The organism is [Clostridium] hylemonae DSM 15053, from assembly GCF_008281175.1.
Lineage (GTDB): Bacteria > Bacillota > Clostridia > Lachnospirales > Lachnospiraceae > Extibacter > Extibacter hylemonae.
This window is the reverse complement of sequence record NZ_CP036524.1, coordinates 2,367,370-2,391,465: the sequence shown is the minus strand read 5'-3', so window position 1 is coordinate 2,391,465 and position 24,096 is coordinate 2,367,370. Positions and strand designations below refer to the sequence as shown.

General features: G+C 49.7%; 24 protein-coding genes. 20 read left to right on the top strand and 4 right to left on the bottom strand.

Features of this window, described 5'->3' with window-relative positions:
- Positions 1–2 precede the first annotated feature (2 nt).
- Positions 3–1,184, top strand: coding sequence for a tRNA uracil 4-sulfurtransferase ThiI (thiI, locus tag LAJLEIBI_RS11110; protein WP_006442144.1), 1,182 nt, complete (start codon positions 3–5; stop codon positions 1,182–1,184).
- A gap of 70 nt (positions 1,185–1,254) precedes the next feature.
- On the opposite strand, the gene LAJLEIBI_RS11105 is transcribed toward thiI, so the two are convergent.
- The gene (locus LAJLEIBI_RS11105; protein WP_006442143.1) at positions 1,255–1,488 is read right to left on the bottom strand and encodes an HPr family phosphocarrier protein; all 234 of its coding nucleotides are present in this window, start codon (positions 1,486–1,488) and stop codon (positions 1,255–1,257) included.
- Positions 1,489–1,685: 197 nt separating this feature from the next.
- Between LAJLEIBI_RS11105 and mtaB the strand changes: the two genes are divergently transcribed.
- The 9 genes from mtaB to LAJLEIBI_RS11060 all read left to right on the top strand — a co-directional run bounded on the left by mtaB (position 1,686) and on the right by LAJLEIBI_RS11060 (position 9,443).
- Complete coding sequence (gene mtaB / locus LAJLEIBI_RS11100; RefSeq protein ID WP_006442141.1) at positions 1,686–2,969, top strand: tRNA (N(6)-L-threonylcarbamoyladenosine(37)-C(2))-methylthiotransferase MtaB; 1,284 nt, start codon at positions 1,686–1,688, stop codon at positions 2,967–2,969.
- A gap of 57 nt (positions 2,970–3,026) precedes the next feature.
- Positions 3,027–3,290 carry an IreB family regulatory phosphoprotein gene (locus tag LAJLEIBI_RS11095; protein ID WP_006442140.1) on the top strand — a complete coding sequence of 88 codons (264 nt, stop codon included), beginning with the start codon at positions 3,027–3,029 and terminating at the stop codon, positions 3,288–3,290.
- Between the two features lie 5 nt (positions 3,291–3,295).
- Positions 3,296–3,727 (top strand): Holliday junction resolvase RuvX, encoded by a 432-nt coding sequence (ruvX, locus tag LAJLEIBI_RS11090; RefSeq protein ID WP_040435362.1) that lies wholly within the window; start codon positions 3,296–3,298, stop codon positions 3,725–3,727.
- Positions 3,728–3,745: 18 nt separating this feature from the next.
- Entirely contained in the window at positions 3,746–4,006 is a 261-nt protein-coding gene (locus LAJLEIBI_RS11085; RefSeq protein WP_006442138.1) for a DUF1292 domain-containing protein, read from the top strand.
- Positions 4,007–4,012: 6 nt separating this feature from the next.
- A complete protein-coding gene (locus LAJLEIBI_RS11080; RefSeq protein WP_006442137.1) occupies positions 4,013–4,492 on the top strand; it encodes a Fur family transcriptional regulator in 480 nt (159 codons plus the stop codon).
- Between the two features lie 2 nt (positions 4,493–4,494).
- Entirely contained in the window at positions 4,495–6,162 is a 1,668-nt protein-coding gene (locus LAJLEIBI_RS11075) for a ribonuclease J (protein WP_006442136.1), read from the top strand.
- Positions 6,163–6,251: 89 nt separating this feature from the next.
- On the top strand, positions 6,252–6,920 hold the full coding sequence (locus LAJLEIBI_RS11070) for an O-methyltransferase (protein ID WP_006442135.1): 669 nt from the start codon (positions 6,252–6,254) through the stop codon (positions 6,918–6,920).
- A complete protein-coding gene (locus LAJLEIBI_RS11065; protein ID WP_006442134.1) occupies positions 6,904–8,142 on the top strand; it encodes a peptidase U32 family protein in 1,239 nt (412 codons plus the stop codon). The genes LAJLEIBI_RS11070 and LAJLEIBI_RS11065 overlap by 17 nt, the downstream gene beginning before the upstream one ends.
- A gap of 149 nt (positions 8,143–8,291) precedes the next feature.
- Entirely contained in the window at positions 8,292–9,443 is a 1,152-nt protein-coding gene (locus LAJLEIBI_RS11060; protein ID WP_040434728.1) for a double-cubane-cluster-containing anaerobic reductase, read from the top strand.
- A gap of 83 nt (positions 9,444–9,526) precedes the next feature.
- On the opposite strand, the gene LAJLEIBI_RS11055 is transcribed toward LAJLEIBI_RS11060, so the two are convergent.
- From LAJLEIBI_RS11055 to LAJLEIBI_RS11045, 3 genes are all read right to left on the bottom strand, one after another.
- Positions 9,527–10,576 (bottom strand): PTS sugar transporter subunit IIC, encoded by a 1,050-nt coding sequence (locus LAJLEIBI_RS11055; RefSeq protein WP_006442132.1) that lies wholly within the window; start codon positions 10,574–10,576, stop codon positions 9,527–9,529.
- A 195-nt stretch (positions 10,577–10,771) separates the two neighbouring features.
- Positions 10,772–11,629 carry a response regulator gene (locus tag LAJLEIBI_RS11050; protein ID WP_006442131.1) on the bottom strand — a complete coding sequence of 286 codons (858 nt, stop codon included), beginning with the start codon at positions 11,627–11,629 and terminating at the stop codon, positions 10,772–10,774.
- Positions 11,630–12,898 (bottom strand): ATP-binding protein, encoded by a 1,269-nt coding sequence (locus LAJLEIBI_RS11045; RefSeq protein ID WP_006442130.1) that lies wholly within the window; start codon positions 12,896–12,898, stop codon positions 11,630–11,632.
- 174 nt (positions 12,899–13,072) lie between these two features.
- On the opposite strand from LAJLEIBI_RS11045, the gene sigK reads away from it, so the two are divergent.
- From sigK to guaB, 10 genes are all read left to right on the top strand, one after another.
- A complete protein-coding gene (sigK, locus tag LAJLEIBI_RS11040; RefSeq protein ID WP_006442129.1) occupies positions 13,073–13,642 on the top strand; it encodes an RNA polymerase sporulation sigma factor SigK in 570 nt (189 codons plus the stop codon).
- A 169-nt stretch (positions 13,643–13,811) separates the two neighbouring features.
- Entirely contained in the window at positions 13,812–15,350 is a 1,539-nt protein-coding gene (locus LAJLEIBI_RS11035) for a YifB family Mg chelatase-like AAA ATPase (protein WP_006442128.1), read from the top strand.
- A 4-nt stretch (positions 15,351–15,354) separates the two neighbouring features.
- Positions 15,355–16,443, top strand: coding sequence for a DNA-processing protein DprA (dprA, locus tag LAJLEIBI_RS11030; RefSeq protein ID WP_006442127.1), 1,089 nt, complete (start codon positions 15,355–15,357; stop codon positions 16,441–16,443).
- Positions 16,444–16,485: 42 nt separating this feature from the next.
- Complete coding sequence (topA, locus tag LAJLEIBI_RS11025) at positions 16,486–18,564, top strand: type I DNA topoisomerase (protein ID WP_006442126.1); 2,079 nt, start codon at positions 16,486–16,488, stop codon at positions 18,562–18,564.
- A gap of 67 nt (positions 18,565–18,631) precedes the next feature.
- Entirely contained in the window at positions 18,632–19,414 is a 783-nt protein-coding gene (gene codY, locus LAJLEIBI_RS11020; protein ID WP_006442125.1) for a GTP-sensing pleiotropic transcriptional regulator CodY, read from the top strand.
- Positions 19,415–19,473: 59 nt separating this feature from the next.
- Positions 19,474–19,779, top strand: coding sequence for a hypothetical protein (locus LAJLEIBI_RS11015; RefSeq protein WP_006442124.1), 306 nt, complete (start codon positions 19,474–19,476; stop codon positions 19,777–19,779).
- Positions 19,780–19,890: 111 nt separating this feature from the next.
- The gene (locus tag LAJLEIBI_RS11010; protein ID WP_006442123.1) at positions 19,891–20,175 is read left to right on the top strand and encodes a co-chaperone GroES; all 285 of its coding nucleotides are present in this window, start codon (positions 19,891–19,893) and stop codon (positions 20,173–20,175) included.
- A 48-nt stretch (positions 20,176–20,223) separates the two neighbouring features.
- A complete protein-coding gene (gene groL, locus LAJLEIBI_RS11005; protein ID WP_006442122.1) occupies positions 20,224–21,849 on the top strand; it encodes a chaperonin GroEL in 1,626 nt (541 codons plus the stop codon).
- 113 nt (positions 21,850–21,962) lie between these two features.
- Positions 21,963–22,451: a DUF6106 family protein gene (locus LAJLEIBI_RS11000; protein WP_040434727.1), complete on the top strand. Its 489-nt coding sequence runs from the start codon at positions 21,963–21,965 to the stop codon at positions 22,449–22,451.
- Between the two features lie 109 nt (positions 22,452–22,560).
- Positions 22,561–24,015 (top strand): IMP dehydrogenase, encoded by a 1,455-nt coding sequence (guaB, locus tag LAJLEIBI_RS10995; RefSeq protein WP_006442120.1) that lies wholly within the window; start codon positions 22,561–22,563, stop codon positions 24,013–24,015.
- The last annotated feature ends 81 nt before the right edge of the window (positions 24,016–24,096 follow it).

The window sequence follows — 24,096 nt, the reverse complement described above, 5'->3', positions numbered from 1 at the left end:
GGATGAGATTTCATACATTTTTGTTAAAATACGGAGAAATTGGAATTAAGGGAAAAAACCGGTATTTATTTGAGGATGCCCTTGTGCGGCAGGTGAGATTTGCCCTGCGTGACGTGGACGGTGAATTTCAGGTCTATAAGTCTCAGGCGAGGATCTACGTGGACTGCGAAGGGGACTATGATTTTGAGGAGACGGTGGAGCATCTGAAGCGGGTATTTGGGATCGTGGGGATCTGCCCGGTCGTCCGTATGGAGGACAAGGGGTTTGACGAACTGAAAAAGGATGTGGTGGCGTACATGGACGAGCTGTATCCTGACAAAAAGATGACGTTCAAGGTGGAGGCTAGACGTGCCAGAAAGACGTATCCGAGGACGTCCATGGAGATCAACTGTGATATCGGGGAGGCCATTTTGGAGGCGTTCCCTGATATCCGCGTAGATGTGCATCAGCCGGATGTGATGCTCCACATTGAAGTGAGAGATTGTATCTATGTGTACTCCAAGATCATACCGGGGCCGGGAGGGATGCCGGTAGGCACGAACGGGAAGGCGATGCTGCTTCTGTCCGGCGGTATTGACAGTCCGGTGGCCGGATATATGATCGCAAAGCGCGGAGTCGGGATCGAGGCCACTTATTTTCATGCGCCTCCGTACACGAGCGAGCGGGCGAAGCAGAAGGTAGTGGATCTGGCCAGGCTCGTATCGAGGTACTCTGGACCGGTGAAGCTTCATGTTGTGAACTTTACGGATATACAGCTCTATATTTATGACCAGTGCCCCCACGACGAACTGACGATAATCATGAGACGGTACATGATGCGCATTGCGGAGCATTTTGCGAAAAAAGACGGCTGTCTCGGCCTGATCACCGGGGAGAGCATCGGACAGGTGGCGAGCCAGACGATGCAGAGTCTTGCGGCCACCAACGATGTATGTACGCTTCCGGTCTACCGGCCGGTCATTGGATTCGACAAGCAGGAGATCGTGGACATCGCGGAAAAGATCGGCACGTTCGAGACATCCATTCAGCCGTTTGAAGACTGCTGCACCATATTTGTGGCGAAGCATCCGGTGACAAAGCCGAATGTGGAAGTGATCCGCCGCTCGGAAGAAAAGCTGTCGGAAAAGATAGACGAGCTTGTAGACAAGGCGCTTGAGACCGTGGAGATCATAGAGATCAAATAGATTTGTGCATGAAAAAAGCCTGCCCGCTCATATCCGGCGGTGCAGGCACATTGATGTTATGTTTTATCATTTAGTCTACGATATATGGTTTCAGGATATCTAAAACAGTATCCACATCATTGTCCGCGTGGATGTTCAGGTCGATCGGTTTTGACAGATCGAGACTGAAGATTCCCATGATGGACTTCGCGTCGATGACATACCTTCCGGATACTAAATCAAAATCATAATCAAATTTAGTGATTTCATTTACAAAAGACTTAACTTTGTCGATGGAATTTAAAGAGATCTGAACTGTTTTCATTGGACTAAACCCTCCTTGGCTTTCTTTTCATGTTCTATAAATATCTTAAGAGTACAAGGTTTAAAAGTCAAGGAACAAACTGCCAAAGAAATCAGAGAAAATTCGTTAAAAGTTACAACAATTTGTATACCCCGGACGTGCGGACGGCATGTGCGTCTTATGACGGCCCGGGACAGCACAGAAGTAGGAGAAAGAGTATGAAGAAAGTAGCGCTGCATAATCTTGGATGCAAAGTCAACGCCTATGAGACAGAGGCGATGCAGGAACTTCTTGCGCAGCACGGATACGAGATCGTTCCGTTTGAAGAAGGAGCGGATGTATATATTATCAATACTTGTACGGTGACAAATATGGCGGACCGGAAGTCGAGACAGATGCTCCACCGGGCGAGAAAGATGAATCCGTCTGCTGTTATTGTCGCCGCAGGCTGCTACGTGCAGGCCCGGGGAGAGGATGCGGACGACTGCATCGATATCGTGATAGGAAATAACCGCAAGAAAGATCTGATCCGGATTCTTGAGGAATATGAGGACGGAAGGTGGGAGACAGGAGAAGGCCTTTTGGACATCGATCATACCGATGAGTATGAGGAGCTGAACGTAAGCCGCACCGCAGAACACACGCGGGCATATATCAAAGTCCAGGACGGGTGTAACCAGTTCTGTTCTTACTGTATCATTCCGTACGCAAGAGGCCGTGTCAGAAGCAGAAAACGGGAGAGCGTGCTGGCAGAGGTAAGAAGGCTGGCAGAAGGCGGATATAAAGAGGTCGTGCTCACGGGGATCCATCTCAGTTCTTATGGAGTGGATACAGGCGATGACCTGCTCCGTCTGATCGAAGCGGTCCACGGGACAGACGGCATTGAGCGTATCCGGCTTGGCTCTCTGGAACCGAGGATCGTCACAGAAGAGTTTGCGCAGGCGCTTGCCGGATTACCGAAGATCTGCCCCCACTTCCACCTGTCGCTGCAGAGCGGCTGCAATGCCACACTGAAGCGGATGAACCGCCGTTATACGGCGGAAGAATATTTTGAAAAATGTGAGCTGCTTCGGAGATACTTCCGCGATCCGGCGCTGACAACAGATGTGATCGTAGGATTTCCGGGGGAGACAGACGCAGAGTTTGAGGAGTCCAGAGCGTTTATCGACCGGGTGGACTTTTACGAGACGCATGTGTTCAAGTATTCAAAACGGGAGGGAACGAAGGCTGCCGGGATGGAGGACCAGGTGCCGGACGAAGTAAAGACGGCGCGCAGCAGTGTGCTGCTGGAGCTCAGCCGCAGGAAGCAGGCGGCCTATGAGGAGAAACTCATCGGGACGACGGTGGAAGTGTTGATGGAGGAGACGGTCATGCGCGGCGGAGAACTTTATGAGACAGGCCACACGAAGGAATATGTCAAAATTGGACGAAAAGGGTCGGAAAATCTCACAAATAAGGTCATAAATGTAGAAATTGAGAGTCCTTTGCAAATAATACATTGAATTTTCGGGTGCTATGGTTTAGAATGAAATAGAAGTAATTTTGGAGGACGTGAGTATATGAAGGATTTAAGCAACACCCAATTTTTTCAGGTAGAAAGCGGTCCACAGATTCAAGCAAAAGATATTCTTGAGATTGTGTACAAAGCATTGAGTGAAAAAGGTTATAATCCGGTCAATCAGATCGTTGGATATATTATGTCAGGAGACCCGACATATATTACGAGCCATAACGGCGCGAGAAGCCTGATTATGAAGATGGAACGGGACGAGCTGGTAGAAGAGATGCTTAAGACGTATATCGAGCATAACGGCTGGGTATAATGTCTATGAGAATTATGGGACTGGATTACGGCGAAAAGACGGTCGGTGTAGCTGTCAGTGATCCGCTGGGGCTGACTGCCCAGGGAATCGAGACGATATTTCGCAAGGAGGAGAACAAGCTGCGCCAAACCTGTGCCAGGATAGAAGAACTTATCCGTGAGTACGAGGTGGAGCGTATTGTGCTCGGCCTTCCGAAGCATATGAATAATGATATTGGTGATCGGGCGGAACAATCATTGGAGTTTGGTGAGATGCTTAAAAGACGGACCGGCCTTGAGGTCGTGATGTGGGATGAGCGTCTGACTACAGTGGAAGCGGAACGGACTTTAATTGAAAATAAGGTAAGACGTGAGGACCGCAAAAAATATATCGATAAGATTGCGGCTGTTTTTATATTGCAGGGATATCTGGATTCCATATATGTGGGACAGGAATGATCTGTGTGAGGTGTTTTTATGGAGAAAATCAAATTCATGTCTGAAGAAATGCAGGAAGAAGCAGAATTTTTCGTGCTCGAACAGACAAAAGTCAATGGGGTATCATACATTCTCGTGACAGATTCTGAAGAAGATGACGCAGAATGTCTCATTTTAAAGGATACGACAACGGATGAAAGCTCAGACAGCATCTATGAGATCGTGGAAGATGATGTAGAGATTGGCGCTGTATCAAAAGTGTTTGAAGAACTGCTGGAAGATGTTGTTATTGAAAGGTAGCATACTATGTCGATCAGTCAAGAAAAATTTAAAGAATTACTGAAAGAAAAGGGTCTTAAGGTAACCAATCAAAGGTTGCTTGTATTAGAAGTGCTCGCAGATCATCGTGATAAACACATGACTGCGGAAGACATTTACGAACTGGTAAAAGAAGACTATCCTGATATAGGACTGGCGACTATTTACCGGACAGTGCAGTTGTTGCTGGAAATGCAATTAGTGGATCGTATCAATCTGGATGATGGATGTGCGCGTTATGAGATCGGCGAGCTTTTCCTCGGGGAAGCCAAACATCACCATCATCACCTGATATGCAAGACTTGTGGAAAGGTACTGCCTTTTAAGGACGACCTCCTGGAAGAACTGGAGAGTCATATCGAGGAGGCAACGGGGTTCCACGTGTTAGACCACGAATTAAAGTTCTACGGACAATGCAAAGAATGCCTGGAGAGGCAAAATAGTACGGAAAAGCACGTGGAGGTGTAAATTTGAAAAAAGAAAACAATGGAAAACTGCGTATCATTCCACTCGGAGGACTGGAGAAAATTGGAATGAACATTACTGCCTTTGAGTATGAAGACAGTATTATTGTCGTGGACTGCGGTCTGGCATTCCCGGAGGATGACATGCTCGGAATCGATCTCGTCATCCCGGATGTCACCTATCTGAAAGACAATATTCAAAAAGTAAAAGGATTTGTGATCACGCATGGTCACGAGGACCATATCGGGGCGCTGTCCTACGTATTGAAAGAGATGAATCTGCCGATATATGCGACAAAGCTCACGATGGGCATCATAGAGAAGAAGTTTACGGAGCACAATCTGCTCAGGAGCACGAGAAGAAAAGTAGTAAAGCACGGACAGTCCATTAATCTCGGACAGTTCAGGATAGAGTTTATAAAGACAAACCACAGTATCCAGGACGCGGCGGCACTGGCCATATATTCACCGGCCGGCATCGTTGTGCACACGGGTGACTTCAAGGTGGATTACACGCCGGTGTTCGGCGATGCCATCGACCTGCAGCGGTTTGCGGAAATCGGCAAAAAAGGTGTGCTGGCGCTCATGTCGGACAGCACGAACGCAGAGCGTCCGGGCTTTACCCAGTCCGAGCGCACGGTAGGGCATACGTTTGACCATATATTTGCGGAACATCAGAATACGAGGATCATTATTGCCACATTTGCGTCCAATGTGGACCGTGTGCAGCAGATCATCAACTCTGCGTGCAAGTATGACCGAAAAGTTGTGGTGGAAGGGCGCAGCATGGTAAATATCATTGCCGTTGCCCGGGAACTTGGCTATCTCAATGTGCCTGACAATGCGCTCATAGAGATCGACCAGCTGAGGAATTATCCTCCGGAAAAGACGGTCCTCATCACGACAGGAAGCCAGGGAGAGTCCATGGCGGCGCTGTCCAGGATGGCGGCGGACGTTCACAAGAAGGTAACGATCATGCCGGGCGATACGGTCATATTCAGTTCAAACCCGATACCGGGAAATGAAAAGTCCGTCTCCAAGGTTATCAATGAACTGTCGGCGAAAGGCGCCAACGTCATCTTCCAGGATGCCCACGTATCGGGACATGCCTGCCAAGAAGAGTTAAAGCTTATATATTCACTCGTTAAACCGAAATACGCGATTCCGGTGCACGGCGAATACCGTCATCTGAAAGCGAACGCAGGGATCGCCCAGACACTCGGCATACCGAAGGAGAATATCTTTATCCTGCAGTCCGGCGAGGTGCTGGAATTGAACAGCAAAGAGGCAAAAGTGGCGGATAAAGTCCACACGGGAGAAATTCTCGTGGACGGTCTCGGTGTAGGAGATGTAGGAAACATCGTTCTGCGCGACAGACAGCATCTGGCGGAGGACGGTATCCTCATCGTAGTGCTGTCGCTGGAAAAAGGCAGCAATCAGCTGCTGGCCGGACCGGACATCGTATCACGCGGCTTCGTGTACGTACGCGAGTCCGAAAAGCTCATGGATGAGGCGAGAAACGTAGTGTCAAACGCTGTGGAGGACTGCCTGACCCATCAGAAGAACGCAGACTGGAGTAAGATAAAGCTCGTGATCCGGGACACAATGAATGAATATATCTGGAAGAAGACAAAGAGAAGACCAATGATTCTTCCGATCATAATGGACGTATAGCATGTACTTTGGGACGTGATCTTTTTAAAAAGACTACGTCCCAAATTGAACTTTATGGTGTCCCCGTAAGGAGCAGGAGGTATGATGAAATGATAGTTGACGAACGAATGGTTACTTATATACGCAGTCTGGAGACTCCGGAGACACCGCTATTGGAGGAGATCGAACAGGAGGCGGCCGACACGTTTGTGCCGGTGATCCGGAAGGAGACGCAGAGCTTTCTGAAGACGGTCCTTGCCATGCACAGGCCGTCCAGTATTCTTGAGGTAGGGACGGCGGTCGGGTTTTCGGCGCTGCTCATGAGTGAATATACGCCGGAGGACTGTCATATCACGACGATCGAAAATTATAAGAAGAGGATTCCGATCGCGCGGCATAATTTCAGCCGCGCAGGCAGGGACAGCCGGATCACGCTCATAGAAGGGGATGCCCTGGAAGTGATGAGGGGGCTTCCCGGTCCGTATGATTTTATCTTTATGGACGCCGCAAAGGGACAGTATATCCATTACATGCCCGAGGTTCTCCGGCTGCTTGCGGACGGAGGCGTTCTCATGTCCGATAATGTGCTTCAGGACGGTGATATCATTGAGTCACGGTTTGCGGTAGAGCGGCGCAACCGTACGATCCACAGCCGTATGAGAGAATATTTGTATGAATTAAAACACAGAGAAGATCTGCTCACATCGATTCTCCCGCTCGGGGACGGTGTGGCGCTCAGCATAAAACGAGGAGAGAAAAAAGATGGCCAGACATCCTGAATTGTTGATCCCGGCAAGCAGCCTGGAAGTGTTAAAGACAGCGGTAATATTTGGGGCGGACGCGGTGTATATCGGAGGAGAGGCTTTTGGGCTCAGAGCCAAGGCAAAGAATTTTTCTATGGACGACATGAGAGAAGGGATCCGGTTTGCGCATGAGCGCGGTGTCAAAGTGTATGTGACGGCGAACATACTTGCCCATAACGACGACCTGCCCGGTGTGCGGGAATATTTTAAGGAATTGAAAGAGATCGGCCCGGATGCGCTAATTATCGCAGACCCGGCGGTGTTCGAGATCGCGGGGGAGATTTGTCCTGAGATCGAGCGGCATATCAGCACGCAGGCGAACAACACGAATTACGGCACCTATCTCTTCTGGTGGAAGCAGGGGGCAAAGCGTGTCGTGTCGGCCAGAGAGCTTTCTCTTGCGGAGATAAAGGAGATAAGGGAGAAGATCCCGGACGGGATGGAGATCGAGAGCTTCGTGCACGGGGCAATGTGCATCTCTTACTCCGGACGCTGTCTTCTGAGCAATTATTTTACAGGGCGGGACGCCAACAGGGGAGCCTGCACGCACCCGTGCAGATGGAAGTATTCTATCGTTGAGGAGACACGGCCGGGAGAGTATATGCCCGTCTATGAAAATGAGAGGGGCACTTACATTTTCAATTCCAAGGATCTGTGTATGATCGGACATATCCCGGAACTGATCGACGCCGGTATCGACAGTCTCAAGATCGAGGGCCGGATGAAAACCGCGCTGTATGTGGCGACGGTGGCGCGGACGTACCGCAGGGCGCTCGACGATTATGCCAGGAGTCCCGAACTGTACAGGAAAAATATGCCGTGGTATCTCGACCAGATATCCAACTGCACTTACCGGCAGTTCACGACCGGGTTCTATTTCGGCAAGCCGGCCGATGAAAGCCAGATATATGACAGCAATACGTATGTGAAGGAATATACGTATCTCGGCATCATAAGCGGTGAGCAGGACGGAATGTACCGGATCGAACAGCGGAATAAATTTTCTGTGGGAGAGACGGTCGAGATCATGAAACCGAATGGGGATAATGTGGAAGCTGTCGTCAGAAGACTGGCAGATGAAGAGGGAAATGAGCAGGACAGCGCTCCCCACCCGAAGCAGGTGCTGTATGTAGACTTGGGATGCAGGGCAGAGCTGTATGACATTTTGCGAAGAGCAGAGCCTGACGTACAAGAGTAAGCGATATGGGGCCGTCTTATAGGAAACGCCTATAAGACGGCCGTTTTATTTGTCTTTTTTATTGGCGGCATCGGGCGGGCAGTGATAGGATGATTGTAGAATGCATTTATATGCTGGTGAAAAATCAGAGAACACACAGGAGGAACAAAATGGAAGTGATTAAAGAACTGCCGGAAGTATTTGAGGAATTTGCCGAACAGCGCAAAAATTCTTTTCTCGGCGTGAAGGAGCTGAAGGATAAAGGAGTGCCAATCGTAGGCGCTTACTGTACGTATTTTCCGCAGGAGATCGCCATGGCCATGGGAGCGGCGACTGTGGGACTGTGCTCCACATCAGATGAGACGATACCGGAGGCAGAAAAAGATCTGCCGAAAAACTTATGTCCGCTCATCAAGTCCAGCTATGGATTTGCGAAGACTGACAAATGCCCGTTCTTTTACTTTTCCGACGTAGTTGTCGGGGAGACGACGTGCGACGGCAAGAAAAAGATGTATGAATACATGAAAGAGTTCAAGGATGTATTTCTCATGGAACTGCCGAACACACAGGGGGAAGAGGCGCTGAAGCTTTGGAAAAGCGAGATCATCCGGTTCAGGGAATATCTGGAGCAGAAATTTGACGTGGAAATCACCGAAGAGATGATCAGGGAAGCGGTGAAAGTGAACAATGCGGGGCGACGCTCACTGAAAAAGCTCTATGAAGTCATGCGAAATGACCCGGCGCCTATAAAAGGCCAGGACTTGTTCAAAGTCCTCTACGGCAGTACGTTCAAATTTGACCGCGCGGCGATCCCGGACGAGGTAGACGCGCTGGTTGATAAGATCAAAAGAGAATATGCCCAGGGCAGGATGGAAGAGAAAAAACCGCGCATTCTCGTGACAGGATGTCCGATAGGCGGGGCGTCCGAAAAAGTGATCAGGGCGATAGAAGACAACGGAGGGATCGTCGTGACATACGAGAACTGTACCGGCGCGAAATCTATCGATAAGCTTGTGGACGAGGACAACCCCGATATATACGACGCGCTGGCCAGAAGATATCTGAATATCGGCTGCTCCGTCATGACGCCCAACCCGAACCGCCTGGAGCTGCTTGGAAGGCTCATTGATGAATATAAAGTCGACGGCGTGGTGGAGATGGTGCTGCAGGCCTGTCATACATACAACGTAGAGACACTCGGCATAAGAAGATTCGTGAACGAAAAGAAGAACATTCCTTATATCAGTGTGGAGACAGATTATTCCCAGGCCGACATCGGGCAGCTCAATACGAGGATCGCGGCATTTATAGAAATGCTGTAGAGAACCAAATAGGTATAATGGAAGAAGACCGCAACTCAGCGGTCTTCTTAATTGTCAGAATATTATCCGAATTTTGAAAGGGGTCAGACCCCTGTGGCGACAGGGGTCTGACCCCTTTCGTCATTTGCAGGAACAGCGGGGACTTTTATTTTCTGACGAAATACCCTGCTGCCGGCGATGCCTGCCACACATCCGCCTAATATGGCGAAGAGGAGGGCGCCGATGACATGTGACGCAGGGTTGAATGCGAACGGCGCTAAAAGTCCCGGAATCGGGGATGCTGTCCCTGGTGCATTATTCACAATATGGAACACTGCTGCTGAGATCCCGGCGAAACCTCCGCCGAAGAAATTAGAGCAGTAGATAGGAAGCGGGTTGGATGTAATGATATCTGCCTGTGTGAGCGGCTCGAGCATAACGGCCATGACATTGCTCCTGTCTCCGAGCTTCAGACGGGAGAAGATGAGTCCGTTTGTGAAGGAACCTCCCACGCATGCGATGGCTGCAATGCCCATCGCCAGCCCGTCAAGGCCGAGCATGGCGGTCAGCGCCATGGAGCTAAGCGGTGAGGTGCAGATCATCTTTATGATGCCGCCGAGCAGAAAGCCCATGACAACAGGGGACTGCTCTGTGGCGGCGGATATGGTGCCGCCGATGGCCGCAAGCGTTGCATTGACGGCAGGGTTGACTGTGATGACGATGATGCGGGCCAGAGGCGCGATGAGCAGCGCTCCGCCGATGATATTCAGCCCTTCGGGCAGTTTTTCTTCTATGACAGGGGCGAGAAGCCCGACGATGTAACCGGCGATAAAGCCGGGAAGAATTCCGTATCCGCCGACGGCCACGCCGGCGACGATCGCCAGCACCGGATTGGCGCCCATGCAGATCGGCACCATGGCGGCGGCTGCGACTCCGCCCAGACCTCCGGCAGTCTCTCCGAGACTGTGGAAAAACGCTATGCCGAGCAGATCTCCGGTGATATATTTGTGTACGGCTTCTATGAGAAATGTGGCGATGGCCGCGTTGGCCATGCCGGACATGGCAAGCTGTCCTTTAGGCATTTTCAGGCTGAAGAGTGAAAATCCGGCCAGCGTGACAAGTAATAATCCGATTCCCGATACGATTGTAAACATACTTTTTACCTCTCAATCCTTAAGAATGAATTTATTGATAATTCCGTTCTTTTATTGATGAACTCAATATACAGGCCGGGTTTCAAAAAGTTACAGAAGGTATCAAAATTGACATAAAAAAAACAGTACCACTATGAATTTTGTGATAATTCACAAAAAGACTATAATGATACTGTTAATTCTGCCTATAGAAATTTACTGTCGGTTCTGGCTGTAAACGACAAGCGCATTCAGAAAGTTTTTGATCTTGACGTTGCCGTGCCGGTCGCTTTTTCCACGGATATAGTCCATCTCTCTGCGCACCTGCTCAAAGTTATAAAGTGTGTTGGAATACTCTGTGAAGATCTCATTTCCATAATCCTCGATGCCGAGATGCGCAAGGTTCACCATCCCTGTGTTGGCGGTCCGGCGGATACGCTGTTCCATGGACTTTGGGGAGTCGCTGAACCTGCCGCACAGTTCGCTGAGCGTCATGTCATTGATCTGACCGTCGTGTTCCAGCAGGTATTCCACCGCTGTGATGATATCCCTGCTGCCGGTATCCCCGCTTATGCCAAGCCTCTGGAGTATATTTGTCAGCACGGTTCTCGAGGCGATGGCGGCAGGGGCTTCGCGTTCCGGTTCCGGGGAAGCGGCCGGCATCTCGTCCATAAAGATATGCTGCATTTTCCGGATCGTCCGCTGCATGGAAAGCTGACGGCTCACCTTCGAGATGACATTTTCCACCTCCACGCTGTTCACCGGCTTCTGTATATAATATTCGACTCCTGCCTCATAGGCGGAGGCGATCATATCTTTGGAGGACACCTGTGACAGCATGATAAAGGCGGTCCGCGGCAGCAGACTGCCTGCTTTGCGGACAAAGGAGATGCCGTCCATGTCGGTCATAAGCAAGTCTACGATGATAATATCCGGGGCGAGCGTCTGTACGTCCTCCAGGGCATCCGAACCGCTTAAGGATGTGCCGCACACAGTTCCGAGCTTCCGGTTCGTGATGATCAGCTTTAATATATTTAATATGTTACGGTCATCGTCGATGAGATAAAATTTCATTTATATAACCACCTTCATTTTTTCTGCTGGAATTCTAAGGGTAAATGTTGTATTGCCGGGAACAGAGGAAAGAGTCAGCGTCCCGCCGAACTGGTCCTCTGCCAGGTCCCGGACAAGGCTGAGCCCAAGGCCCCGGTTCACCTCTCCGGTTGAGAAGTTTATTTTTGTGGAAAATCCGGTCTTAAATATTTCTGTCTGATCCTCTTCGGGGATACCGGGTCCGTCGTCCGTGACTGTGAATATAAAAGTGTCCTTTTCACTTTTTTCTCCGACATATATATGTACTTCATCTTTTATAGCAGCCTCCAGCGCGTTCGTCAGCAGGTTGCGGAAGATGGACATAAGGGCGTAATGCTGGTTTGTGTAGATGCGGTCGCGGCAGTCGGTCTCTATTATAAGTGTTTTTTCCTGCTCCTCTGCTGACAGCGTTAATGTGTCTTTCAGAAGGTTCAGAAGTTCATCGACATACATGCCGCCGCCTTCTAGTTCTTCGTTGAGCGCCTCAGATATGCCGCGCATGATGAGCAGATATTCTTTCTTTACTTCGTGGATGTCTTTTGCCACCTTCAGGGCGGCTTTTGAGAGTGCGCCGTTCTCGTCCGCGCTCTTTAGTTTTTCATAGAGACGGTAGGAAGTGCTCATCGTATCCTCGATGAGGGCGGTATTCTTTTTCATCCAGACAACCTCGCCGTTCAGCTTCGAGATGAGCAGGACGAGGCGTTTATAACGCTCTTCATGCTCCTGCTTCAGAAGAAGGAGCTTGTAATGTGCAAACACAGTCAGGACACACCATACAACGGCTGTGCGGACCGCCGCTGCAAGGAGTATGCTCGCCTGTGCCTTCGGCGTAAAAGCGCCGAGGCGGATGCGGAACAGCAGCTCCACAAGATTGGCGCCGTAGTCGATGAGAAACAGCGGAAGGAGCGCTTTGTTTCTGCCCGGAAGGCGTCCGCCAGACCGGCGGGTATAAAGGTAAAAGGCCAGTCCGTAGCAGAGATAGAAGATCACCTCAGGAAAATAGGAGCGGACGGCCCCGGCCAGACGGCCGCTCTGAAACCAGACGAGCAGCAGACGGGAGGCAAACACCCCGGCCGCCCCGAGCACAGTCACCGGCAGGACCGGAAAAGACTGAGCGATAAATAAAAAAGCCGGGAAACATATGACGGCGACAGACAGCTTGAAGTCTGTGATAAACAGGTTGATATTGAGCTGCGCGGCCAACGTTATGACCAGGCTGAAAAATATAATATTTCCAAAAGTTTTTTTCATGACATACCTCTCTTCTTTCTAATATAGCGTCTTCCCTTCACTTTGTATAGGAAAATTTTATATGGAAAAGCACAAAAGCATTTGCCGCCACATAGACTATATCAAATACGCCAAGAGGTGCTTTCCTTGAAATCTTTTCCCCAACCCCTCACTGCCTCGGAAGAAAGATATTACATGCAAAAATATACGGAGGGAGACCTTGAAGCAAAACATGTTCTCATAGAACGGAACCTGCGCCTCGTTGCCCATATCGTTAAGAAGTACCAGTCGCTGGAAGAAGACAACGAAGACCTGCTCTCTATCGGCACGATCGGACTTATAAAGGCCGTGGTGACCTTCAACCCCGATAAATGTGTCCGCCTCGGAACTTATGCGGCCCGATGTATCGAAAATGAGATATTGATGTACCTCCGTTCTAAAAAGAAGTCATCCAAAGAAGTGTCCCTCTATGAACCGATCGGAACAGACCGGGAAGGAAATGAGATCCAGCTGTTCGATATCATCGAGACGGACGAGGACGATGCCCACAGAAAAGTTGCACTGAAGGATGATATCCGGCTTCTTTATGAGAAGGTGGAAGGAGAGCTCTCACAGAGGGAGCGTCTTGTACTGAAGATGAGATATGGCCTGTATAATGAAGAAGAGTATACACAGCGGGAGATAGCCAGACGCTTAGGCATCTCTCGTTCTTATGTGTCAAGGATCGAGAAAAGTGCAATAGAAAAGCTGCGCGAGTATTTTTAATGCCCGCGCGGCTTTTCTATTGCACTTTTTACCGTTCTATTGACATCATCTGTCATATTCGTTATGATAAATCTACATTTTACGGGGCGTTCTGCCCCGAAAAGTCAGATCCGGCCAGCATCGGCCGCCAACCCAGCAAAACATTTACAAAAAGAAAAGAGGAATGCGAATGAGTTTCAGTACGGTACTGTCTGCGGCCATCGAAGGGCTTACGGTGGAATTTGTCCATGTGGAAGCAGACATAAGCAACGGCCTTCCCATGTTCCACATGGTAGGTTATCTCTCATCGGAAGTAAAGGAAGCGTCAGAGCGGGTGCGCACCGCCGTGCGCAATTCAGGGATCGAACTCCCGCCAAAGAAGACGGTGATCAATCTGTCGCCCGCATCGGTGAAAAAGAAAGGAGCGGCGTTTGACCTGCCCATCGCCGCGGCGATACTCGCGTCTCTTGGCCTTGTGCCGGAGAATGGCCTCGCACATACGCTCATCATCGGCGAGCTCAGCCTAGACGGCCGGCTGCGGGAGGTGGCCGGGATCCTTCCCATTGTGATGGAGGCAAAAAAGGCCGGCTGCCATACGTGTATCCTTCCGAAAGCCAACGCGGCGGAAGGCGCGCTCGTGGAAGGCATAAAGATCATAGGCGCAGCATGGCTGCGGGAAGTATGTGACTATCTGTGCGGTACGCAAAGCATTGAGCCTGAGAGACACCACATATCGCGGGGGCCTCTTCCCGCCGTGAACTCCCAGACCCCTGACTACAGCGATATACGCGGTCAGGAGGCGGTGAAGCGGGCGGTGGAAGTCGCAGTGGCAGGCGGTCACAACATATTGCTCGTCGGACCTCCCGGAAGCGGAAAGTCCATGATCGCCAGAAGACTACCGACGATACTCCCGCCGGTCACATTGGATGAGAGCCTGGAAATCACAAAAGTATACAGCATTATGGGGCTTTTGGACAAGGAACATCCTCTTGCAGCTAGGCGTCCCTTTCGGAGCGTACATCACACAGTTACGAGAAGCGCCCTCATCGGCGGCGGTATCATACCGTCCCCGGGGGAGATCAGCCTGGCTCACGGAGGCGTGCTGTTTCTGGACGAGTTGACGGAATTCCAGAAGCCGGTGCTGGAAGTGCTCCGACAGCCGCTGGAAGAAAAAAAGATACGGATCACAAGAAAGCACGGAAGCTATGTATTTCCCGCCGACTTTATACTGGCAGCCGCCCTGAACCCGTGTCCGTGCGGCAATTATCCGGACCTTGAGCGGTGCAGCTGCACGCCGGGACAGATACAGCAGTATCTCGCGAAGATCAGCCAGCCGTTTCTGGACAGAATGGACATCTGTGTGGAGGTTCCCAGGGTAGAATATGAAAGCCTGAACGAAGAAAAGGACGGAGAGTGCTCGGAGGTGATACGGGAACGTGTAAGTAAAGCGAGGGAACGGCAGAAAGAGAGATACAAAGGACTGGAAACAACAGTGAACGCCGCATTGCCCGTAAAAGAGCTGAAGCGTCACTGCCGCCTGGACAGCGAAGGGGAGAGGGTCATGGAGCAGGCGTTTGAAACGCTCGGTCTCACAGCCAGAACCTGCCATAAGACGATCCGTGTGGCCAGAACGATCGCGGACCTTGAGGGAGCGGGGCAGATCGGCACCGCGCACCTTAAGGAAGCGATCGGTTACCGGATGATGAATAAGAAATACTGGGGGAGGTGAGCGTATGGAACTGGCGTATGAATACTGGCTTGCATGTATCAGACATGTGCCTGCCCGGAAAAAAATTATGCTCCGTTCCGAATATACGGATGCAAGTCAGATATATTATATAGAAGAAACGAGGCTTCATTTTACAGAATATCTCGATGCCGGCGAGGCGGAAGCTGTCATAAGCTCCCGCAGGTCGTGGGATGTGAGAAAGAATTATGAAAAATTATGTGAAAAAAACATTCAAATTGTGCCGTACTTCCAGGAAGAATACCCGGAACGGCTCAGGGTCACAGCGGATCCGCCCTATGCCCTCTTTGTAAAAGGCCGGCTTCCGGACTGCCGGAGACCGGCGGCAGCAGTTGTAGGCGCGAGAAGGTGCAGCGCTTACGGGGAAGCGCAGACGGGAGCGTTTGCCGCAAGGCTGGCAGAGGCGGGCGTGGAGCTCATCAGCGGCATGGCTCTTGGGGTGGACGGCGCGGGACAGAGAGCGGCGCTGAACGCGGGCGGCATGACGTACGCGGTACTTGGATGCGGCGTGGACGTGTGCTATCCGCGGGAACATATCGGGCTGTATATGGATATCCAGAAGCATGGAGGCATTCTGTCGGAATATCCCCCGGGAACTCCGCCGCTTCGCGCTTATTTTCCGGCGCGGAACAGGATCATCAGCGCTCTGGCGGACACCGTGCTCGTCATGGAGGCGCGGGAGAGGAGCGGCTCCCTCATAACGGCAGACTTCGCACTGGAGCAGGGGAAGGATATCTACGCGCTCCCGGGACCGGTGACAAGCCCGTTGAGCCGCGGATGCAACCATCTGATCAGACAGGGCGCGGGCATTCTGTCTACCCCGGATGAACTGCTTGCGGATATGGGAATACACGTCTGCAGTCCGGGTCAAAAATCTGACAAAAATGAAAAAATGCTTGAAAGTCCCGAAAATATGGTGTATAGTTGTCTCGGTTTATGTCCGAAGAGTGTGAGCCAGCTTGTGAAGGAGACCGGGCTTCCTGCCGGGGAGCTTCTGGAACGTCTGGTGACATTGGAGCTGCAGGGATATATCAGAGAAATATCTAAAAATTATTATGTGAGAATTAACGGATGAAAATAAAACTGACGGCTAGTTATTAATGGAGGAAGCAATTATATGGCACGTAATCTTGTAATCGTGGAGTCACCTGCCAAGGTGAAGACAATTAAAAAATTTTTGGGGAGCAATTACGCGGTGACCGCATCCAACGGTCATGTGCGGGATCTGCCGAAGAGTCAGCTCGGCGTGGACCCTGAGAACGACTATGAACCCAAATACATCACTATCCGGGGAAAAGGAGAGATTCTGGCCAATTTGCGCAAGGAGGTTAAAAAGGCAGATAAGATTTATCTGGCAACTGACCCTGACCGCGAAGGAGAGGCCATCTCCTGGCATCTTAAGCAGGCGCTGAAGCTGGAGAATAAAAAAGTATACCGGATAAGTTTTAATGAGATTACGAAAAGTGCAGTGAAAGCTTCCCTCAAAAACGCCAGGGAGATCGACATGGATCTGGTGGACGCGCAGCAGGCCCGGCGCGTGCTGGACCGTGTCGTAGGGTATAAGATAAGTCCACTTCTGTGGGCAAAAGTAAAACGAGGGTTAAGTGCCGGGCGTGTGCAGTCGGTGGCGCTTCGTATCATTGCCGACAGAGAAGAGGAGATCAACGCCTTTATCCCGGAGGAATACTGGTCGCTTGATGCGAACCTGAAGGTGGACGGGGAAAAGAAGCTTCTGACCGCCAAGTTTTACGGGACGAAGAGCAAGAAGATGACGATCGGCTCCAAAGAAGAACTGGACAAAATTCTTTCCGAGGTGGAAGAGGCAGACTATTCTGTGGAGGACATCAAAAAGAGCGGGCGTGTGAAGAAAGCGCCGGTGCCGTTTACAACGAGTACACTCCAGCAGGAGGCATCCAAAGCACTGAATTTTGCGACTCAGAAGACAATGAGGATCGCGCAGCAGCTCTATGAGGGAATTGATATCAAAGGCAACGGTACGGTCGGACTCATCACATATCTGCGTACTGATTCCACGAGAATATCGGAGGAAGCCGATGCCAGTGCAAGAGCGTATATCGGAGAACATTACGGAACAGAATATGTAGCGGCGAATGACACAAAGGGAAAGGACGACAAGAAGATCCAGGACGCCCATGAGGCGATACGTCCTTCCGATGTGACGAGGACGCCTGCGGCTATGAAAGAATCTCTCACAAGAGACCAGTTCCGCCTCTACCAGCTTGTGTGGAAACGGTTTGTAGCCAGCAGAATGCAGCCGGCGAAGTATGAGACGACCTCAGTGAAGATAGCCGCCGGAGATTACCGCTTTACGGTGGCTGCATCAAAGGTGGTGTTTGAAGGATTCCGATCAGTCTACACAGAGGCGGATGAAGAGAAAGAGACAGGAAATGTGCTGCTCAAAGGACTGGATATGAACTCAAAGCTCACGAGAGAAAGCTTTGATACAAAGCAGCATTTTACACAGCCGCCGGCACATTACACAGAAGCCGGTCTCGTTAAGACGCTGGAGGAACTTGGGATCGGCCGTCCGAGTACGTATGCGCCGACCATCTCCACGATCATAGCAAGGCGCTATGTGGCAAAAGAAAATAAGAACCTGTATATCACGGAGCTGGGCGAAGTGGTAAACAATATGATGAAGCAGTCATTCCCGAGTATCGTAGACGTCAATTTTACGGCCAACATGGAGAGCCTGCTGGACGGAGTGGCAGAGGGCAAAGTTAAGTGGAAGACGATAATAGAGAATTTTTATCCGGATCTGGAAGCTGCGGTGAAGCTTGCAGAGGAAGAACTTGAGAAAGTCAAGATCGAGGATGAAGTGACGGATGTCATCTGCGACCTGTGCGGCCGGAATATGGTCATAAAATATGGACCTCACGGGCGTTTTCTTGCCTGCCCGGGCTTCCCGGACTGCAGAAATACAAAGCCTTACCTTGAAAAAATAGGCGTTCCCTGTCCGGTGTGCGGTAAGGATGTAGTCATCCGCAAGACGAAAAAAGGAAGAAAATATTACGGCTGCGAAGACAATCCGGACTGCGAGTTCATGTCATGGCAGAAACCGTCCACAAAGAAGTGTCCGCGCTGCGGAAGTTATATGGTAGAAAAAGGAAATAAACTGCTCTGTGGCAGTGAAAAATGCGGTTATGTAGAAAATAAGGAAAATAATAAAAAATAATTAGGGAATTGATTGAAAAAAAATGAATTGTATGATAATATAGCATTCAAAGGATGGAGGAATGTGAATGAGTGTACAATTGTTAGATAAAACCAGAAAAATCAATAAATTACTTCATAATAATAATTCCAGCAAAGTTGTCTTTAATGATATATGTGAGGTGCTCACAGAGATATTAGAATCTAACGTGCTGGTGGTGAGTAAAAAAGGAAAGATACTCGGCGGGAGCAGAGCGGACGGAGTGCCTGTCATCAAAGAACTGATCGAACAGGAAGTCGGGAAGCATATCGATGAGATGCTCAACGAACGCCTGCTGAGCATACTTTCTACAAAAGAGAACGTGAACCTTCAGACGCTCGGGTTTTCCGAAGATGCGGTGAGAGGTTATCAGGCGATCATCACGCCTATCGATATTGCGGGTGAGAGACTTGGCACCTTGTTTATTTACAAAAATGATGAGATGTATGAGATCGACGATATTATTCTGAGTGAATACGGGACTACGGTCGTAGGGCTTGAGATGCTCAGGTCCGTCAATGAAGAGAGTGCGGAAGAGACGCGCAAGGAGCATATCGTGCAGTCTGCCATAAGCACGCTCTCTTATTCGGAGCTGGAGGCTATCATTCATATTTTTGAAGAGCTGGACGGCACGGAGGGCATTCTTGTGGCGAGCAAGATCGCGGACAGAGTCGGGATCACACGGTCTGTTATCGTCAACGCGCTGCGCAAGTTTGAAAGCGCAGGCGTCATAGAATCCCGGTCTTCGGGCATGAAGGGCACTTACATCAAAGTAGTGAACGACTATGTATTCACAGAACTTGAGCGGATCAAGGCTGAGCGGATGAAATAGGATAGAAATAAAAGGGTATCGGGAAACTGATACCCTTATTTTGAAGGGAGCAAGTTATTATGTACGAGGGAAGGCCTGTGGACATACAGATGGAGCGGATGATACTCGATGAGGGCTTTTTTGATGAGACTGTTTATCAGTGCGAAATAATCACGTATAAACCAGAGGAAGAACGGATATATTTATTATCAAAGCAGACGGAGCTTCCGGTATTTTCCCTGGACGGCATATACAAATGCACGATAGCGGGGGAGGAAGGCCTGATCGAGTGCAGCGGAAGTATGACGGAGCGGTATTGGAACAAGCTCGGACGGGTGATGGTATTCCGGCTCAGGAATGGATTTTATAAAAAAGTTCTAAACTAAATATAAAGTGTGTTGACAAAATAAAAAGAGAGTGCTATTTTATATCTAGAGTCTTTTAGCACTCTCTTTTTGTGAGTGCTGACAAATAGATAATAACAAGGAGGAATAAATATGAAATTAGTACCATTGGGAGACAGAGTTGTATTGAAACAATTAGTTGCAGAAGAGACTACAAAGTCAGGTATCGTATTACCGGGTCAGTCAAAAGAAAAGCCGCAGCAGGCTGAAGTAGTAGCAGTAGGGCCTGGTGGGGTAGTGGACGGCAAAGAAGTCCAGATGAACGTAGAAGAAGGGCAGCAGGTTATTTATTCCAAATATGCCGGAACATCCGTTGAAGTTGACGAAGAAGAGTATATTATCGTAAAGCAGGATGATATCCTGGCAATACTTAAGTAGAAGCTTGAAGCATGTTGAACATTAATATAATTTAGGAGGCAGATCATTATGGCAAAGGAAATCAAATACGGCGCTGAAGCAAGAGCAGCATTAGAATCAGGAGTAAACCAGCTGGCAGACACTGTCAGAGTCACACTTGGACCAAAAGGACGCAACGTAGTTCTTGACAAATCATTCGGCGCGCCGCTCATCACAAACGACGGTGTGACGATCGCGAAAGAGATCGAGCTGGAAGATGCATTTGAAAACATGGGGGCACAGCTTATCAAAGAAGTTGCATCCAAGACAAACGATGTGGCTGGTGACGGAACAACGACAGCTACCGTACTTGCTCAGGCGATGGTACATGAAGGGATCAAGAACCTGGCCGCAGGCGCCAATCCGATCATTCTGCGCAAGGGCATGAAGAAAGCAACAGACACTGCTGTGGAAGCTATCGCGGGCATGTCCAGCAAGATCAAGGACAAAGAGCAGATCGCAAAGGTTGCCGCTATCTCCGCTGGAGACCAGGAGGTCGGCGAGATGGTTGCAGACGCAATGGAGAAAGTCTCCAATGACGGCGTTATCACGATCGAAGAATCCAAGACGATGAAGACAGAACTCGACCTTGTAGAAGGTATGCAGTTTGACCGCGGATATATCTCCGCTTATATGGCAACTGATATGGATAAGATGGAAGCAAATCTGGAAGATCCGTATATTCTCATTACAGACAAGAAGATTTCCAACATTCAGGAGATCCTTCCGCTGCTTGAACAGGTCGTACAGTCCGGCGCAAGACTTCTGCTCATCGCAGAGGATATCGAAGGAGAGGCGCTCACAACTCTGATCGTAAACAAACTGCGCGGAACATTCAATGTTGCGGCTGTAAAAGCACCGGGATACGGAGACAGAAGAAAAGAAATGCTTCAGGATATCGCGATCCTCACAGGCGGACAGGTGATCTCAGAAGAACTCGGCCTTGACCTGAAGGAGACGACGTTAGACCAGCTTGGACGCGCGAAATCTGTAAAGGTTCAGAAAGAAAATACAGTTATCGTTGACGGCATGGGCGATAAAGACAAAATCGCGGACAGAGTATCTCAGATCAAAAAACAGATCGAAGAGACAACATCTGATTTTGACAGAGAAAAATTACAGGAAAGACTTGCAAAACTGGCAGGCGGCGTTGCGGTCATCCGTGTAGGAGCAGCTACAGAGACAGAGATGAAGGAAGCAAAACTGCGCATGGAAGATGCTCTCGCGGCAACAAGAGCGGCTGTGGAGGAAGGTATCATCGCAGGCGGCGGTTCTGCATACATTCATGCGGCGAAAGAAGTTGAGGCGCTGGCACAGAAGCTTACCGGAGACGAGAAGACAGGCGCAAATGTCGTATTGAAAGCACTGGAAGCTCCGCTTTTCCACATCGCGGCCAACGCAGGACTGGAAGGCTCCGTAATTATCAATAAAGTAAATGAATCCAAGACAGGAACAGGGTTTGATGTGCTGGCAGAAGAATATGTAGACATGGTAGAGAACGGAATCCTGGATCCGGCAAAGGTTACAAGAAGCGCGCTTCAGAACGCGACAAGCGTTGCATCCACACTGCTCACCACAGAGTCGGTAGTGGCTAATATCAAAGAAGACGTACCGGCTATGCCGGCAGGCGGCGCAGGCGGAATGGGAATGATGTAATCCGCGCATACCGCTAAAGTATGAAAGTTTTGAAAACTCCTCTTACGAGGAGTTTTCTTTTTGCCATAATATGTGTTACAATAATTACACCTATTAATTTGGAGGATTTGCAGATGAGCGATTATTATACGGAACAACTGGTGAAGAAAAGAACGGATATGAAAGATGTATTTTTTAAGGCGCTGCTCGCGGCGCTCACGATAGTATCGGTGCTTATTGTCTTTATGTTTCCTTTCGGGATCATTCTGCCGGTGGGAATGGTCGTGCTGGACGTCTTCATGTTCAGGCGGATGAATGTGGAATATGAATATCTGTTCGTGAACGGGGATCTGGATATCGATAAGATCATGAATAAGGCGAAGAGAAAGAGAGTGTTCTCCGCACACGTCAATGATCTGGAGCTTCTGGCGCCTGTAAAGGAACTGGAACTGCGTCAGCACGCGGATGCAAAGACCTTTGACTTCAGTTCCAGAAACGAGGGGGCAAGGCTCTATGCGCTGGTGGTCATCGACAGGGGACAGAAGAAGAAAGTTATATTTGAACCGAATGATACGATCATAGAAGGGTTTAAGATGCTCGCTCCGAGAAAAGTTGTCCAGTAGCATGGTACGGCAAAAAGAAATGAAAAAGCGGTTGACAAGTAAGGGTATAATTGGTTATTATAGCAGTTAAATCATAACAACAGATGGAAGAAAGAGAGGATAAAATTTCATGGGAAAAATTATTGGAGAAGGTATTACATTTGATGACGTTCTGCTCGTACCAGGATATTCAGAAGTGATTCCAAACCAAGTTGATTTGTCAACATACCTGACGAAGAATATTAAGCTGAACATACCGATGATGAGCGCCGGCATGGATACGGTAACGGAGCACCGTATGGCGATCGCCATGGCGAGACAGGGGGGCATCGGTATCGTACACAAGAATATGCCTATCGAACAGCAGGCGGAGGAAGTGGACAAGGTTAAGCGGTCTGAGAACGGAGTGATCACAGATCCGTTCTATCTGTCACCGGAGCACACACTGGCGGACGCCAACGACCTGATGTCCAAGTTCCGCATTTCCGGCGTGCCGATAACAGAGGGGAAAAAATTAGTCGGTATTATTACGAACCGTGATCTGAAATTTGAGGAAGACTTTTCAAAGAAGATCAAGGAATCCATGACATCCGAAGGCCTCATCACCGCGCCTGAGGGCATTACTCTTGATGAGGCGAAGAAGATTCTGGCGAAAGCGAGAAAAGAGAAGCTTCCTATTGTAGACAAAGATTTTAACCTGAAAGGACTTATTACGATCAAAGATATAGAAAAGCAGATCAAGTATCCTCTGTCTGCGAAAGATGAGCAGGGACGTCTGCTCTGCGGCGCGGCGGTCGGTATTACGGCGAACTGCATCGACCGTGTACAGGAGCTTGTCAACGCCAAAGTAGACGTGATCGTCATGGACTCTGCGCACGGACATTCAGCAAATGTGCTCAAGACCGTGGATATGGTGAAGACCAAATTCCCGCAGCTCCAGGTGATCGCAGGCAACGTGGCTACCGGCGAGGGAGCGGAAGCGCTTATCAAGGCCGGAGTAGATGCCGTCAAAGTCGGTATCGGCCCTGGTTCCATCTGTACGACCCGTATTGTGGCAGGTATCGGTGTGCCGCAGATCACGGCAGTTATGAATAGTTATGAAGTTGCGGACAAATATGGTATTCCTATTATTGCGGACGGCGGTATCAAGTATTCGGGAGACATGACGAAGGCGATCGCCGCGGGAGCCAATGTATGCATGATGGGAAGCATATTTGCCGGATGCGATGAAAGCCCGGGGACATTTGAACTGTTCCAGGGAAGAAAATATAAAGTGTACCGCGGTATGGGATCGATCGCCGCTATGGAAAACGGCAGCAAGGACCGCTACTTCCAGACAGATGCCAAGAAGCTTGTCCCGGAAGGGGTCGAAGGACGTGTCGCATACAAGGGGACGGTGGAAGATACCGTATTCCAGCTTATGGGAGGTCTCCGCTCCGGAATGGGCTACTGCGGAACGGCCACTGTTGAGGAGTTGAAGACAAAAGCACAGTTTGTCAAGATCTCGGCGGCATCATTAAAAGAGAGCCATCCTCACGACATCCATATCACAAAAGAGGCGCCGAACTACAGCGTGGATGAGTAAAATATAAAGCGTTTTGAAAGAAGCAGCAGTGTATATGCTGCTTCTTTTGATGTGAAGATCATCTTGCCATGAGGGGACAAG

Bases quoted from the DNA above. Each gene is read 5' to 3' on its own strand.
- LAJLEIBI_RS11080 (WP_006442137.1), top strand. From the start codon at position 4,013: ATGTCGATCAGTCAAGAAAAATTTAAAGAATTACTGAAAGAAAAGGGT.
- LAJLEIBI_RS11060 (WP_040434728.1), top strand. From the start codon at position 8,292: ATGGAAGTGATTAAAGAACTGCCGGAAGTATTTGAGGAATTTGCCGAA.
- LAJLEIBI_RS11085 (WP_006442138.1), top strand. From the start codon at position 3,746: ATGGAGAAAATCAAATTCATGTCTGAAGAAATGCAGGAAGAAGCAGAA.
- LAJLEIBI_RS11095 (WP_006442140.1), top strand. From the start codon at position 3,027: ATGAAGGATTTAAGCAACACCCAATTTTTTCAGGTAGAAAGCGGTCCA.
- thiI (WP_006442144.1), top strand. From the start codon at position 3: ATGAGATTTCATACATTTTTGTTAAAATACGGAGAAATTGGAATTAAG.
- LAJLEIBI_RS11045 (WP_006442130.1), bottom strand. From the start codon at position 12,898: ATGAAAAAAACTTTTGGAAATATTATATTTTTCAGCCTGGTCATAACG.
- LAJLEIBI_RS11050 (WP_006442131.1), bottom strand. From the start codon at position 11,629: ATGAAATTTTATCTCATCGACGATGACCGTAACATATTAAATATATTA.
- LAJLEIBI_RS11035 (WP_006442128.1), top strand. From the start codon at position 13,812: ATGAGTTTCAGTACGGTACTGTCTGCGGCCATCGAAGGGCTTACGGTG.
- LAJLEIBI_RS11010 (WP_006442123.1), top strand. From the start codon at position 19,891: ATGAAATTAGTACCATTGGGAGACAGAGTTGTATTGAAACAATTAGTT.
- LAJLEIBI_RS11000 (WP_040434727.1), top strand. From the start codon at position 21,963: ATGAGCGATTATTATACGGAACAACTGGTGAAGAAAAGAACGGATATG.
- LAJLEIBI_RS11065 (WP_006442134.1), top strand. From the start codon at position 6,904: ATGGCCAGACATCCTGAATTGTTGATCCCGGCAAGCAGCCTGGAAGTG.
- LAJLEIBI_RS11070 (WP_006442135.1), top strand. From the start codon at position 6,252: ATGATAGTTGACGAACGAATGGTTACTTATATACGCAGTCTGGAGACT.
- topA (WP_006442126.1), top strand. From the start codon at position 16,486: ATGGCACGTAATCTTGTAATCGTGGAGTCACCTGCCAAGGTGAAGACA.
- codY (WP_006442125.1), top strand. From the start codon at position 18,632: ATGAGTGTACAATTGTTAGATAAAACCAGAAAAATCAATAAATTACTT.
- sigK (WP_006442129.1), top strand. From the start codon at position 13,073: ATGCAAAAATATACGGAGGGAGACCTTGAAGCAAAACATGTTCTCATA.
- LAJLEIBI_RS11105 (WP_006442143.1), bottom strand. From the start codon at position 1,488: ATGAAAACAGTTCAGATCTCTTTAAATTCCATCGACAAAGTTAAGTCT.
- ruvX (WP_040435362.1), top strand. From the start codon at position 3,296: ATGAGAATTATGGGACTGGATTACGGCGAAAAGACGGTCGGTGTAGCT.
- LAJLEIBI_RS11015 (WP_006442124.1), top strand. From the start codon at position 19,474: ATGTACGAGGGAAGGCCTGTGGACATACAGATGGAGCGGATGATACTC.
- guaB (WP_006442120.1), top strand. From the start codon at position 22,561: ATGGGAAAAATTATTGGAGAAGGTATTACATTTGATGACGTTCTGCTC.
- LAJLEIBI_RS11055 (WP_006442132.1), bottom strand. From the start codon at position 10,576: ATGTTTACAATCGTATCGGGAATCGGATTATTACTTGTCACGCTGGCC.
- dprA (WP_006442127.1), top strand. From the start codon at position 15,355: ATGGAACTGGCGTATGAATACTGGCTTGCATGTATCAGACATGTGCCT.
- mtaB (WP_006442141.1), top strand. From the start codon at position 1,686: ATGAAGAAAGTAGCGCTGCATAATCTTGGATGCAAAGTCAACGCCTAT.
- groL (WP_006442122.1), top strand. From the start codon at position 20,224: ATGGCAAAGGAAATCAAATACGGCGCTGAAGCAAGAGCAGCATTAGAA.